The 14,489-nt window shown below is 58.0% G+C and carries 10 protein-coding genes; 5 read left to right on the top strand and 5 right to left on the bottom strand.

Annotated elements, in window-relative coordinates:
• Positions 1 to 44 precede the first annotated feature (44 nt).
• Together GT003_RS18345 and GT003_RS18350 are read left to right on the top strand one after the other, a co-directional pair.
• The gene (locus tag GT003_RS18345) at positions 45 to 1,655 is read left to right on the top strand and encodes an alpha-amylase family protein (protein WP_161700442.1); all 1,611 of its coding nucleotides are present in this window, start codon (positions 45 to 47) and stop codon (positions 1,653 to 1,655) included.
• An 800-nt stretch (positions 1,656 to 2,455) separates the two neighbouring features.
• Entirely contained in the window at positions 2,456 to 3,316 is an 861-nt protein-coding gene (locus GT003_RS18350) for a glycoside hydrolase family 5 protein (protein WP_161700444.1), read from the top strand.
• A 108-nt stretch (positions 3,317 to 3,424) separates the two neighbouring features.
• Here GT003_RS18350 and GT003_RS18355 read toward each other — a convergent pair whose 3' ends face one another.
• Positions 3,425 to 4,276, bottom strand: a complete 852-nt coding sequence (locus GT003_RS18355) for a patatin-like phospholipase family protein (RefSeq protein ID WP_161700446.1) — start codon at positions 4,274 to 4,276, stop codon at positions 3,425 to 3,427.
• Between the two features lie 229 nt (positions 4,277 to 4,505).
• Between GT003_RS18355 and GT003_RS18360 the strand changes: the two genes are divergently transcribed.
• The gene (locus GT003_RS18360) at positions 4,506 to 4,952 is read left to right on the top strand and encodes a DUF4395 domain-containing protein (protein ID WP_161700448.1); all 447 of its coding nucleotides are present in this window, start codon (positions 4,506 to 4,508) and stop codon (positions 4,950 to 4,952) included.
• Positions 4,953 to 5,147: 195 nt separating this feature from the next.
• Entirely contained in the window at positions 5,148 to 8,903 is a 3,756-nt protein-coding gene (locus tag GT003_RS18365; RefSeq protein WP_161700450.1) for a DUF7507 domain-containing protein, read from the top strand.
• A gap of 348 nt (positions 8,904 to 9,251) precedes the next feature.
• Here GT003_RS18365 and GT003_RS18370 read toward each other — a convergent pair whose 3' ends face one another.
• The 3 genes from GT003_RS18370 to GT003_RS18380 form a co-directional block, all read right to left on the bottom strand.
• Positions 9,252 to 10,430 (bottom strand): NAD(P)/FAD-dependent oxidoreductase, encoded by a 1,179-nt coding sequence (locus GT003_RS18370; protein ID WP_161700452.1) that lies wholly within the window; start codon positions 10,428 to 10,430, stop codon positions 9,252 to 9,254.
• 57 nt (positions 10,431 to 10,487) lie between these two features.
• Positions 10,488 to 10,919 (bottom strand): DUF1641 domain-containing protein, encoded by a 432-nt coding sequence (locus GT003_RS18375; protein WP_161700454.1) that lies wholly within the window; start codon positions 10,917 to 10,919, stop codon positions 10,488 to 10,490.
• A 418-nt stretch (positions 10,920 to 11,337) separates the two neighbouring features.
• Complete coding sequence (locus tag GT003_RS18380; protein ID WP_338045981.1) at positions 11,338 to 12,708, bottom strand: MATE family efflux transporter; 1,371 nt, start codon at positions 12,706 to 12,708, stop codon at positions 11,338 to 11,340.
• A gap of 404 nt (positions 12,709 to 13,112) precedes the next feature.
• Between GT003_RS18380 and GT003_RS18385 the strand changes: the two genes are divergently transcribed.
• Complete coding sequence (locus GT003_RS18385) at positions 13,113 to 14,030, top strand: aldo/keto reductase (protein ID WP_161700458.1); 918 nt, start codon at positions 13,113 to 13,115, stop codon at positions 14,028 to 14,030.
• 101 nt (positions 14,031 to 14,131) lie between these two features.
• Here the strand turns inward: GT003_RS18385 and GT003_RS18390 are convergent, their stop codons facing one another.
• Positions 14,132 to 14,473: a DUF1801 domain-containing protein gene (locus GT003_RS18390; protein ID WP_161700460.1), complete on the bottom strand. Its 342-nt coding sequence runs from the start codon at positions 14,471 to 14,473 to the stop codon at positions 14,132 to 14,134.
• Positions 14,474 to 14,489 lie beyond the last annotated feature (16 nt).

Raw genomic sequence — 14,489 nt, forward strand, 5'->3', positions numbered from 1 at the left:
GTCTATACTGGATCATATGGTTCTATTATAGAGGAGGAACAATCATGGAAGCTAGATTTCATATCGGAGATCCGGACGGCATGGTGATTCGGACGGACGAGCGCTGGATACAACTGAAAGCGGAGACAGCCGGCCGTTGGACGGCGCTTGGCGTATCCGCATCCCTGACCGCTTCCGGCGGCGCGCATGCCTTGGAGCTGGAGGCGCCGAACGAAGCCGTCCGGCTGATTAAGCTCCGCTATACATTCAAACCGGACGGGCATTCGCTCATTCTCGGCGATCATTGGGAGCGCGGCTACGGCGATCTGGAATGGCGCGGCATCGTGCCGGAGCGCGTCCTGCCTTGGTATTTTCTTCGCCACGACGGACGGCGCACGGAAGGCTTCGGGGTCAAAACCGGTCCGAATGCCTTCTGCCATTGGCAGATCGACGCGGACGGCGTCACGTTCACGGCCGATGTCATGAACGGCAGCGAAGGCGTCCGCCTCGGCTCGCGCAAACTGCCGGTCGCCGAGCTGCTGCATGACGCGGGCGTGGAGGGCGATTCGGCGTTTGCGGCGGCGCAGCGCTTCTGCAGGCTCATGTGCGAAAATCCGATTATGCCGAAGCAGCCGGTCTACGGCGGCAACAACTGGTATTATGCGTACGGCAACAGCTCGACCGAGGAGATATTGGCGGATTCGCGGTTCATGTCCTCGCTGTCCTCGAATGCCGAGAACCGGCCGTACATGGTCATCGACGACGGCTGGCAGCTCGTCAGCGGCGGCGGCGCGTGCAACGGTGGCCCCTGGGTCGGCAACGCCAAGTTCCCGGACATGGAACGCCTGATCGGCGACATGAAGGAGATCGGCGTCAAGCCCGGCATCTGGAGCCGCCCGCTGCTGACGGCGGAGGAGGTGCCCGCCGAGTGGGTGCGCTATGCCGGCAGCGGCGGACAAGTGCTCGACCCGAGCCAGCCCGACGTGCTGCAGCATATTCGGGCCTCGGTCGAAACGATGGCCGGCTGGGGCATCGACCTGCTAAAGCATGATTTCACCTCGTTCGACTTGATCGGCCAGTGGGGATTCACGATGAAGTCCCGGCCGAACGCGCTGCAGCAGCCGTTCCGCGACCGCTCCCGCACGACGGCGGAAATCACGCTTGCGCTGTACCGTACGATCGCGGAAGCATCGGGACATGCCGACATCATCGGCTGCAACACGTTCAGCCACCTGTCGGCGGGCTTGTTCGGCATCCAGCGGACCGGCGACGACACCAGCGGCAAATGGTGGGAGCGCACGCGCTACATGGGCGTGAACACGCTCGCGTTTCGCATGCATCAGCACGGCACCTTCTACAGCCACGACGCCGATTGCCTCGGACTGACGAAGGACGTGCCTTGGTCGCTGAACGAACAATGGCTTCGCGTACTGGCCGGCAGCGGCACGCCGCTCTTCGTCTCGGCCGATCCGTCCATCGTGACCAAGGAGCAGGAACGGGCGATTCGCCAAGCGTTCGAGCTTGCCGCTCAACCGCTGCCTGTGGCCGAACCGCTCGACTGGCTGCACAATACATGCCCGAGCCGCTGGCTGCTGAACGGCCAAGAGACGACGTTCGCATGGAACGACGTGAATGCGGAATTGTTGGAGGAGAAAGATAACGGCTGGTGGCTGTAGCGTCCCGTCGTTCTGAATAGGAAGACTCGTATGGCTGCGGCTCCTGAAGCGGCGGGATGGATGGATCTCGGATTCGTCCTCCTGCGCGGATGGGGCCGTTTTTCTTTTGGGACGAGGGCGAGATTGGGGTACTTTAGGCGATGGGGCACTTGGGGCAATGCCCCACGTTATCGAGCTTCAAACTAAATAAGTGCATAACCGCACTTATTCCCTGCGATAACGGCGTTCGAATCAAAATAGATGCAACTAGGCAACTATTCGAGTACGTTTTTGTAAAATTCGAGATTTTCCAGGCGAAATAAGTGCCTATATACACATACTTCCCCGCCTCCCGCTTCTACTACGCATAGCCGCGTAAGTCGCGCGCACCGCCGGCGGTTCCCATGCCAAAAACACGCATCCGAATCACGAATACGCATCGAGCAGGATAGGTCCCCCCAAAGAAGAACTATACGCCATTCTTAAACGAGCGGTAAACGAATACCATCACAGCGGAAAATCCGACGACGACCGATAACGCGGCAAAAAAGCATTTTATGAAGAACACTCGATTTCACCTCGTGCATTTGTGCGATATGAGTGTGATTATCGGCATCTCTATGCCAAATTTGAAGGATTTCCCACAAGTTTTTTCGAACCTCCGGCGCTGGCGAGAAGAAAAACTCGATCCGAAGTCCCAGTGAATCGGAAATTTCTGAACCATCGCGTTTGCCGTCCTTCTTTGTCGTACGACGTCTATCCGCGCCGCCGGCCCGAATAGGATAGGAGACGGGAAGACGACAAGCGCGGGAGGCTTCGGAATGCGAATAGCGGTGGGGATCGTGCATGGCATGGGACAGCAAACCTGGGATTTTCACAAGGAGATGGCCGAACGGCTGCAGCGAGCGATGGCCAAAGCGAACCCGAACGTCAGCTTGATCGTGGAGGGTATTTACTGGGGGGATATTACGGACGCGATGGAACGCCGGCTGTGGAGAAGGACCGATGCGGACCGGCTGCATGGGAACGACGCGCTGAAGCTCCGCTCCTTCGTCGTCAACTACCTCGGCGATGCGATCGCTTATCAAGCCATTCCGAAGACCGCCGACCCGTGCCCGCAGGATTATATTTACGACGACATCCATGCCCGGTTCGCCCAGCAGCTCCGGAGACTCTCCTGCCGCGCCGGGGCGGATGCGCCGCTGTGCATCATCGCCCACAGCCTCGGCACGATCATCGCGAGCAACTATTTCTACGATCTGCAATATCGTAAAATGCGGCCGAAGTCGGCCGAGCTCATTCGCGCGTGCAACTCGAAGCTCGTCAACGGCGAAACGCTGACCCATTTCTACACGATGGGCAGCCCGATCGCGCTGTGGACGATGCGCTTCGAGCATTTCGGCATGCCCATCTCCGTACCTGCCGCAAGGCTAGGTACGCTCGGCATTGGAGAATGGGTCAATTTCTACGACCGCGACGATATTCTCGCCTATCCGCTCAAAGGGTTGAACGCGCATTATGGTTCCGCGGTTACCGAGGACGTCGAGGTTCGCTGCCCTGGATTCTTCGGCTGGACGCCTGCCGCGCACGGGGGTTATCATCGTTCGCGGCCGCTCATTCGGCGTATCGTACAGTCGCTCGACCTGATGAGCCGAGCCATTCCAGGCGGCTTGCCGGACTGAATCCGCGGACAGCAAAAAGACGGTCTCCACGTCGGCTCCAGCGACAAAAAGCACCGTCTAGCATTCGAATCGCAGTCATTCTATTTTGACTCCGCCCTGCCTCGTCTACTACTGCCCCGACCATGCTTTCAGCGAAGGCATCAGACGCTTCGCATCCTCGTACCCTTGCAGATACAGCGCGTCCAGCTTCGCGGAGTCCTTCTCCATCCGCCCAACCTCCAGCGGCTTCTCGGGCCGGATGACGAATAGGTTTCCTTGGGATTCCTGCTCGCGAATGTACGCGACCTGTTCATTGTACACTTGATGCCGCCGGAGCATGATACCGATGAATTTCGGGAATTTGGCGTAAATCCGCCGTACGAACCACGCGAACCGATTCGGTGTCTTCCGGTAGCCGGTATCTCGCGTCAACACCACGACATTGCGCTTGAAGCCGTCCTTCTCCGCCTGCCGGACCGGAATCGGATCGGAGATGCCGCCGTCGAGCAGCTGCCTGCCGTCGAAGTTTACGATCGGCGCGATAAAAGGGAGCGAGCTCGACGCCCGCAGCACGGTAAGCACGTCGAATCCGGGATCGCTCTTCCGGTAAAAGATCGTTTCTCCCGTCACGACGTCCGTCGTTGCCGCCACGAATTCCTCTTGACTGGCGGAGAAGGCACCGTAATCGAAGGGGACGAGCTTGTTCGGGATCTCGTCAAAAATAAAATCCATGCCGAACATCTCGCCTTTCCGGAAATAGTTCCGCCACGAAATGTAGCGTTTGTCCGTAATCATGTCGACGTTCACGATTTTGTTGCGCCCCTTCTGCCGGGACAGATAACTCGTCGCTACGCAGGCACCCGCCGACACGCCGACGATATAAGGAAAAAACACGTTTTGCTCCAAAAAATATTCCAGCACGCCCGCGGTATAAACGGCCCGCATGCCCCCGCCTTCCAACACTAGCCCGATCGCTTCCATCGCTTTGCTCCTGCCCCTTTTTACCGTCAATCCCGCCTTGTTAGCTACAGTCATTTTACCTATGCGTTTCATACGAGTCAATCCGATTGGAAGGGAGTGGATAACCGAGGCGCATCCTAGGCGCGGTCATTGGCGGAAACCTGCATCCGACCGCGCTTATTCCTACCCAAACGCTATGAATTAGGTGTATACTTGCGATAAGACTTGAATTCGGAACGGAGGCCTTCTTATGGCGGACCCCATCAAGCTCGACCCCTACGCCTGCGTGGACGAAATACCGCTCCACCGGGTGCGCGCCAATCAACTGGGCATACTTCTGAGCGTGATTGCAGCGCTCGCTGCCCAGCAGTACTGGATTCTTATCCTGCCGCTCGCCGTGCAGCTCATCGGCCGTACGTACGGCGTCCGGTACAACCTGTTCGTTCGCGTCCTGTCTCCCTTGCTGCCCGCCAGCGCCAGGACAGAGAGCCGCGAGCTGCTGAGGTTCAACAATCTGCTGGCCGTTCTGTTCCTGGCGGCCGCGCTGATCGGAGCCGCATTCGGCATCGACGCGCTCACCTACATCAGCATCGGCATGCTGACCGCGGCCGTCGTGCTCGCGTTATGCGGCTTCTGTCTGGGATGCTTCATGTATTTTCAATATAAGCAGTTCCATGCGCGGCGCCGGCTGCGCTGAGACCTTTCCGGATCGTCCATCGAAGTCCGGCAGAGGCACTCCACGCGTTGCGAAAGGCAGCGGTCCGAAGGAATTCCCTTGCCGCTGTTTTTGACGAGCTGTATCGAATTGAAGGCCCTCTCTAACGAGAGGGCTATTCTATTTCCTCCTAGAACGCATAGATATCAGTATTTGTGACAAAGGAGGATACCGACAATGCCTTTCGTAAACCGTTTCTTTCTCAATGAGAATGGCGGTGCGACTTTTACGGGCAACACCCTCGGACTTAGCCGATCCGAAGCCGTTGGCGTCCCGGGTACGGTGGATAGCATCGGGGGCTTCGTGACGACGAACACCGCCCTCACCTTCGGCGCCTATCCGGCAGGAACGACCGGTAGCTACCTGCTTAACAGCTCTTCAGCCGTACTTGTGCTCCCCCCCGGCGCGACCGTCATCTATGCGGAGCTCATCTGGGGCGGCACGTACATCAACAACGGCGTCGATCTGAGCGCGTTCATCAACGATGCGGTGGGATTCACGACCTCTATGGGCACCTTTAGCATCTCGCCGGTCCCGGCAACCGCGCAGGAGGTGACGCTCAGCGCGGGGACCCGGGCCTATGTCCGATCGGCCGAAGTGACCTCCATCGTCGCAGCATCCGGCGCAGGCACCTATACGACGAGCAGCGTCGTCGGCACGATCGTCATCCCCGACCCGACGTCCAATCATGCAGGCTGGACGCTCGCCGTCTTCTACAGCGATCCGGCGGCACCGCTCCGGAATCTGTCGCTGCGGGTAGGCGCCACGGTCATCCAAGCAACCTCCGGGCCCGTCGATACCGTTCTTACGGGCTTCGCGACGCCGTTCGCCGGCGCCCTCAACGGAAGGACGCAGATCAGCGCGCAAGAGGGAGACGCCAATAAGAACGGCGACCGGTATCTATTCGGTCCGACGGTGGCGAGCTTGACCGCGCTCTCCGGACCGAATAATTTCGTCAACAACTTCTTCGCTTCCCAGATCAACAACGATGCCGGCCTACTGGATACGACAGGCACGTTCGGCACCCGCAATCAGATTAATGGTGCGCCCGGCTCCAATATTGTCGGCGGCCGGCAAGGCTGGGACATTACGAATGTCACGATTTCCCCCACGCTGCTGAATTCCCAGACGAGTGCCGTCTTTAGGCTGACGACGAACGGAGACGGATACCTCGTCGACGGGATCGGCATTCAGATCGATATTCTGGAGCCGCTTGTCCAGGTGGAGAAGTCCGCCAATAAGACCGCTACCGTCCTCGGGGATGTCGTGACCTACACGGCCGTGATCCGGAATACTGGACTGGTCAGCGCGACTGCCGTCCAGTTCTTTGACACCGATATCGACGGCGCGGATTTCGTACCGGGCAGTTTTAGAATCAATGGCGTGCAGCAGCCTGGAGCAGACCCCGTCTTAGGCGTGCCGATTGGAACTATTCTGGCAGGCATGAGCGTCACCGTCACGTTCGACGAGGTCGTCGTCTCGCTTCCCATGCCGCCGATTCTGCGCAACCAGGCCACAGCCGCCTATAGCTTCGTTCCGACGCCGGAGGCACCGCCTATCTCTACCGTCGTTCCGTCCAACATCGTCGATATTCCGGAATTCTTACCGCTGCTGGCAGTCCGTAAGGAAGCCAACCTGGCGAATGCCCTCGTCGGGGATACCATCACGTACACGCTTACGATCACGAACGTCGGCAATATCCAAGCGACGGGCCTCGTTACCGACCCGCTTCCGCCAGGCACGCTCTTCGTGCTGGGCACCGTGTTCGTCAACGGCGTCAACCGGCCGAGCGACAATCCGAATCTCGGCATCGATATCGGCGTCCTGGATCTCGTGCAGACGACGGCCATCACCTATCAGCTGCTCGTTACGGCCGTACCTCCGGAGGGCGTCGTACGCAATCGCTTCGGGACGGCATTCGAGGTTATACTCCCCGATGGACGCACCATTCCCGGCTTCATCCCATCCAACGAAGTCGTCATCCCGGTCTCTTCGCCCCTGCTCACGCCGGTCAAATCCGCGAATCTGCCGAGCGCTGTCGTCGGGGACGTCGTCCAATACACGGTCAATGTAACGAACAACAACGCCTCCGCGCTGACGGCGGTCAGCTTGACGGACAACGTACCGAACGGTTCCACCTTCGTCACGGGCAGCGTCACCGTCGGCGGCATTCCCGTTCCAGGCGCGAGCCCCTTGACGGGCATTCCGATCGGTACGCTCGCGCCTGGCGCAACCGTGCTCGTCACGTTCCAGATCGTCGTCGCATTCCTGCCGGATCCGGCCGTGCTGACGGACCAAGCGACGGTGTCGTTCACCTCCGGTTCGGCGACGCAGTCTTCGAATTCCAATCCGGTTACGATTCCCGTCGTGGCGCCGGGCCTTACGCTCGTGAAGCGCGCCGGGGTCGCAATCGCGAATGTCGGAGACGTCGTCAATTATTCGGTATCCGCCCTCAATACGGGCAATATCGACCTTAGCGCCGTCATCTTCGACCCGCTGTACGCGCTCGGTTCTTTCGTTCCGAACTCGGTCCGAACCGACGGCGCGCTGTCTCCGGGAACAAGTCCGCTGACCGGCATTCCCGTAGGCCCGATCCCGCCGGGCGGGACCGTCGTCGTATCCTATGACGTGCTGATTACCGCTCCGTCGCCGACTCAATTCTACATCAATCAAGCCAATGCCACCTTCGCGTATACGCCGCCGGGACGGCCGCCATTGTCCGGCAGCACGACGTCCAACATCGTCGAGGTGCGTAATCCGCAGTTTACGCTGCTCGCCGAGAAGAGCGTATCGAGCAATTCCGTCTTGATCGGCGACACCATCACCTATACCGTCGTCGTGACCAATATCGGAATCGCGGATTCGCTGAACACGATCGTCTCCGATACCGCAACCGAGGGCGGAGAATTCGTTCCGGGCAGCGTGCGGGTGAACGGCGCCCCCGTCGCCGGCAGTATCAGGTCAGGCGTGAATATCGGCACCGTCCCGGCCGGAGGGTCGGCAATCGTGACGTTCGACGTGCTGATCGTATCGGATCCGCCGCCGGATGGCATCATCGACGACTTCGCGACCGTTACGTACACCAGCGGAGGCATCGGACAGTCATCCATATCCAATACGGTTACCGTGATCGTGTCGCAGCCGGTAGTCGTTGCGGTGAAAGCCTCGCTTGATCCTTTCGCATTCGTCGGCGACAACGTGCAATATACGACGACCGTCACCAACACCGGCAATTTCAATGCCCTGGCCACCTGGTTCGACATTCTTCCGGAGGGAACCTCCTTCGTCGAGAACAGCGTAACGCTGAACGGCTTCCCCGTGCCTGGGGCGAATCGATTTACGGGCACCTTCCTCGGCACGCTGCTGCCGGACATCGAGAACCTCATTACGTTCCAACTGAAGGTCGAGTTCTATCCCCCTTCGGGGGTATTGGTGAACCAAGGCAATATGGTGCTGGAATTCATCCTCCCCGACGGCCGCGCCTTCACCGAACGGGTATTCACGAATGTCGTCACGGTTCCCGTGCTCGCGCCGCCGACGATCGTCAAGTCGGCCAACGTGACCGAAGCGCTCGTCGGCAGCAAGGTCGTCTTCACCGTCGCCGTATCGAATCCGGGGTCGACGCCTTTCGACAGGGCCACGCTGCACGATATCCTGCCGGAAGGACTTGAATTCGTGCCGGGGAGCGTAACGGTCGGCGGCAGCCCCGTGCCCACGGCCAATCCGGCGATAGGCATCCCGGCCGGATTCATTGCGCCGAAGACTTCCGTCTCGGTCAAGTTCGAAGCGACTGCCGTCCGCGAGCCTCACAATCTGCTTGCGGTCAACACGGCGAGTCTTACGTTCGAATACGTCGCCCCGAACGGACAGCGCGTGCCTGGCGTCGTGCAGTCCAATCCGGTTACGATCCTGATTAACGAAGAAGAGGAATAAGCGTCCGCCGATGCTCCGCACACGAGCGGACGTTCCTGCCAAAGAGCGTTCTTCACAGGATGAAATCAGCTGTCCACTTGTGTACAAATTCACCTGTGGATATGTGCACAAAAATTGCTGTATTGACGATTTCCCTTGATTCTACGCTTGTTGGCACTGTGCATAACTTTGTTGATAAGTGGGTGAAACCGCGCGTATCGCCCTTGTTCTATTCACAGCGCCGCGTGTATGAGGACAAGAAAATCGATTCGAACGGCAAGCAGCCCCGGCTCATTATAAGCCGGGGCTGTGTCTTTCTATAGGCAGCGCAGCAAGTATAAGCTGCGCCTAATACTGTTCGGCGTTCGCTTAGTAAGCGAGCGAGAACAGGCCGTTGATGTGCGACAGGTAGCGCGCGTTGCTGGCTTTCTTCATCAAGGAAGCAGGCGTGCCTTTCAGCTCGATGCCGGTTTCGCCGATTGCGCCGATGCCGTCTTTGCGGCCAAGGCTTGCCAGCGTGCCGGAGAATACCGGGTTGAACGTGCCCATTGCAGCGCCCTTATACGATGCTGCGATGTTCGCGCCCGCAAGCTCGCCCATTTGCCATGCCAGTTGGGCAGTCGGCGGGTACGGACGGCCTTCCGGAGCGAATACGACCGCGCAGTCGCCAGCCAGGAACACTTCGGGATGCGAAGTGGATTGCAGGAACTCGTTGACCGTTGCACGGCCGCGGTTCACTTCTACGCCGCTGTTGCCGACCAGCGTGCTGCCTTGAACGCCGCCTGTCCATACGAGCGTATTCGTCTCGATCGTTCTGCCGTCCTTCAGCGTAACGACGTTGCCGTTCACTTCCGTGATCGCAAGACCTGTCAGGAATTCCACGCCGCGTGCTTCCAAGCTCGCGACCGCGCGCTGGATCAGCTCGGGCGAGAAGATCGGCAGGATCGTAGGCATAGCCTCGACCAGCGAGATCGATACGTCCGCGAAGTTAACGCCGTATTCGCGGCAGATAGCCGGAAGCTCGTCGGCAAGCTCGCCGACCAGCTCGACGCCGGTCAAGCCGCCGCCGCCGATAACGAACGTGGCGTCCGCTTTGTTTTTGCTTGCCGCATAAGCCTTGATGCGGTCCTTCACATGGTTAAATACGCGGTTAGCGTCAACGACGGATTTCAGCGTCAGGCTGTTTTCTTGCAAGCCCGGGATGCCGAAGTAGTTCGTTTCGCTGCCCAGCGCAAGCACCAGGTTATCGTAACGGTACGAGGAACCGTCGTTCAATGCGACCTTCTTGCCCGCAACGTCGATCGTTTGCACTTCGCCGACGACGATGTTGATGGATTTGCCTTTCAGCAGCTTCTCGAGCGGCAAAGCAACGGCTTTCTCGGCTACGTTGCCAGCGGCAAGACGGTGAAGCTCAGTAATGATTTGGTGTGAGCCGACGCGGTTAATGATCGTGATACCCGCTTCTTCGGTCGTCAGATGCTGGCGTGCGGACAGCGCGCTCAGCAAACCGCCGTAGCCGCCGCCTAGAATCAGTATTTCTTTTCTCATGGGATCTCATCCTCCGTGCTTCGCTTAGTATGATTCGTCGATATCCGTTCGGAACAATCAGCCTTTTTTTCTTTCGCCCAAAATATCGAGGTACGCTTGGCCAAAACGAAGCATCTTCTGCAGCTCCGGATCTTTCATCAGCTTAATCATGCCGAACAGGCCGATTACGTTCTCGCTGTTCTCCGCGCGGTCGCTTGCTTCGATCGCGGCGGATGCGTAGCCTTTTACTTTCTCCGTCAGCGGTTTGACGACTTCTTGAATGCCGCCTACCGTGTCTTGGATCAGAACGCGGTCGGAAGCGACTTTTTGCGCCAGTTCGTACGTTTTCGTCATCAAGTTCATCATTTCGGACAGTTTCGGCAGTTGGTCCACCAGCTGCGTCAACGCTTCTTGCACTTCCGGCTTCAGCAGTTGATCAAGCACGTCCGATTTCGCAAGAGCCGATGCGGAATCCTGCTGCTCCAGGTTCGTTACCATTGTTTCACTCATTGTATTGCCTCCTTCAGATGTAGTCACTCAGCTGCGATCATCTTGCAAAATGAACCCCCTTGCCGCCGATGGTCGGCAGGGGAGGCTTAATCCCATTAAACGAGCAACGCGGTAAAGCATTCCATCGCAAAAAAGGGAGAAATGTGAAATAAATCACAAGACGCTTCGAAGATGAAAGCAGCCTTTCTTCTTCCTCTACTGTATCGCTTTTTGGCCGCCTCGACTATAGGTTATTTATAAAATTATTTTTATTGTCACAATAAAAATAATTAATCATGCAAAGAAAAATTGCCCAGCGCAGCAGCCATGCAGGTTAGCGGCTCTAAGCAAAATGAAAACGCCCCCAATCGAAGCGTATTCTTCCTCTTCTTCAATTAATAAAAGAGACGGCATTTCGCCGCCTCGCTGACCTCTTCGTTTAAATCAATCGATGCTGGTACCACTTCTTCCCGCGGAAGCGCCACAGGAAGATCGACCCGCGCACGCCCCATTCGATGTTCATGGCCAGCCACACGCCGACGATGCCGCCGTCCAGCACGATGCCGAGCGTATAGCCGAGCACGATCCGGAACAGCCACATGGACAGCAGCGATACGATCGACGTGAACTTCGAATCGCCAGCGGCCCGAAGCGCCGACGGCATAATGAAGCTGGCCGACCAAAGCGGGACTTGGGCAATCGCATTGATGAGCACGATCACGAAAATATCGTGCACGATCTCGTCCGGCGGATGGAACAGGCTGACGAGCGGATGGAACAGCGGCAATATAATGAGTGCCGTAATCAATAAGAATAAGGACGATATCCATAGAAAGAACCGCGTATACTTCCGTGCTTCCTCGACGCTCTGCCGTCCCATGCACTGCCCGATGACCGTAATCGCCGTAAGCGACAGCGCGGCGGACGGTATTTGGAGCAGCCCGGCGAAGGAGCCGCCGATGGCGTTAACCGCGATCGCGTTCGTCCCCATGTGGACGATGAAGATTTGCGTCACGATCTTGCCTCCGTTGAAGAACATCTGCTCGGCCGCGAACGGTAGCCCGACATACAGGATTTTCTTCAGCATGGCGAAATTGACGGAGACGATATCCTTGATTCGCAGGTGCAGGTTCGCATCCATCTTGACGAGATAGTACAGCGCGAACGCCGCTGCCCCGTACCGTGCCACGTTTATCGCAATGCTCATGCCGAGCACGCCCATGTCCAGCACGTTGATGAACAGGATGTTCAGCAGCACGTACGAGAGGTTCATGATCAGGGAAAGGACGAGCGATACCCGCGAACGCCCGATGCCCCGCAGCGCGCCGCACACCGCCTCCACCATCGCGATGCCGGCAAAGGACGAGCAGCTGCCGATGAAATACGTCTTCGCATTGGCGAATACATCCGGCGCGGCCGACCCGAACAGCAGCTGGAGCGCCGGACCGTGGGCCGCGATCATCACGAGGCTGATGCCGAGCGCGAACAGCGACACGGACGCGACGGAGCTGGCGGCCGCCTTGGACACCATCAGGCCGTTCCCGCTCCCTTTGTATTGCGCGACGATGACCGTACCGCCCGTCGATACGGCTACGAACACGCTGATCAGAAAAATATTAAGCGAGTCGACCATGTTGACCGCGCTAATCGCCGATACGCCCGCCGAGCTGATCATGGCCGTGTTCACCAGACTGAGGCAGACGATGAACGCCTGATCGATCAGTATAGGCAGAAACAGCGCAAGCAGCCGGCGGTAATCGTCGGCCGATACGCCGGCTTGTATCTTCGCAAGGAGGGTCTGCTTCCGGATTCGATAGGCCGGTTGAACCACGTCATCACATTCTTTTTGTCGGATTTGATGTAGCTTCCGCCTTCTTGGCGGCACTCGTTCGATCAAGCGTACAGTGGCATTCGCTCATGAAGGCAACAGTAATTGCAGATCCTATTATAGCAAAGATCGACAGAATCGGGGCGACCGTTTGCTGGCAATGTCTCTGCTGCGGGCCCCCGCCGAGCTCGAGCGATGCGGTAGACAAGTCGGAGAGACGCGCTGCTCCATAATAAATTCATCTTTATTCAGGCCCTCCGCCGCCTTGAAACGGGACGAGTAGTATGTCACAATCTGAAGGGGATACATAGCGTATTCATGCTTGATTACACGAATCGGCCACAGGTCAAAACCATCTTTCCGAATGAACAGGAGGCATTGTTATCATGAGAACGATGAAGCTCGGAACCAGCAACTTGGAGGTACCCGTAGTCGCGGTCGGCTGCATGCGCATTAATTCGCTGGACAAAGCCGGCGCGGAGCGTTTCGTCCAAACCGCGCTTGAGGAAGGCGCGAACTTCTTTGATCATGCCGATATTTACGGCGGCGGAAAATGCGAGGAAATCTTCGCGGACGCCATCCATATGAGCGACTCCGTGCGCGAAAACATCATTTTGCAATCCAAATGCGGCATTCGCCAAGGACAGTTCGACTTCTCCAAGGAGCATATCCTGGAATCCGTCGACAAGATCCTGCAGCGTCTGAGAACCGACTACCTCGACATCCTGCTGCTGCACCGTCCGGATGCATTGGTGGAGCCGGAGGAAGTCGCGGAAGCATTCGATAAGCTGGAGAGCTCGGGCAAAGTTCGCCACTTCGGCGTGTCCAACCAGAACCCGAACCAAATCGCGCTGCTCAAGAAATTCGTGAAGCAGCCGATCGTCGCGAACCAGCTGCAGCTCAGCATCACGAACGCCAACATGATCTCGAACGGCGTCAACGTGAACATGGAGAACGATTCCGCCATTAACCGCGACGGCAGCATTCTGGATTACTGCAGACTGCACGACATCACGATCCAGCCGTGGTCGCCGTTCCAATTCGGATTCTTCGAGGGCGTCTTCCTGGACAACCCGAAATTCCCGGAGCTGAACGCCGCAATCGACGAAGTGGCCAAGAAATACGACGTCAGCAATACGACCATCGCCATCGCTTGGCTGCTTCGCCACCCGGCGAAGATGCAGCCGGTCACCGGTACGATGAGCATCGAGCGGATCAAAGATTGCATCCGCGCGAGCGACATCCACCTGACGCGCGAAGAATGGTACGCGATCTACCGCGCGGCGGGTAACATTCTGCCATAAGCTGCGGATCGCGCTTCGGACAGAATTGAAAAAAAGGCAGCCCTTCCGGTCATCTTCCATGACCGGCGGGCTGCCTTTTTGGTTGTATCCCGCTCCTCCGCCTACAACGCCGAGGACGCTTGACCGACGAGCGCGGATAATTGCGCAGCGTCGAACGTTTGGCCTCTCTTCAGCTTGATCGTCTTGCGTTCGGAAGGACCGTCGAACAGGCCATCCGGCAGGGAGAGTCCCTCGGCGCCAAAGATCGTGAAGCTGACCGCGTCCTTCGACGTGCTGATCACGGCCGCGTATTTGCCGTTCTTGAGGAAATGCGGCTTCTTGTACTGGAGGCGTTCCGTCACCTCCGGTACCGCTCCGTGCACGACTTCGCGCAATCCGGCGCAAAGCTCTTGCTGCCACGGCTCCTTCACGGCGTCGATAAAATCCGTCACTTCCTGGTTCATCTCTATCGCTCCTCTT

The organism is Paenibacillus sacheonensis, assembly GCF_009909195.1.
Classification (GTDB): Bacteria; Bacillota; Bacilli; order Paenibacillales; family Paenibacillaceae; genus Paenibacillus_Z; species Paenibacillus_Z sacheonensis.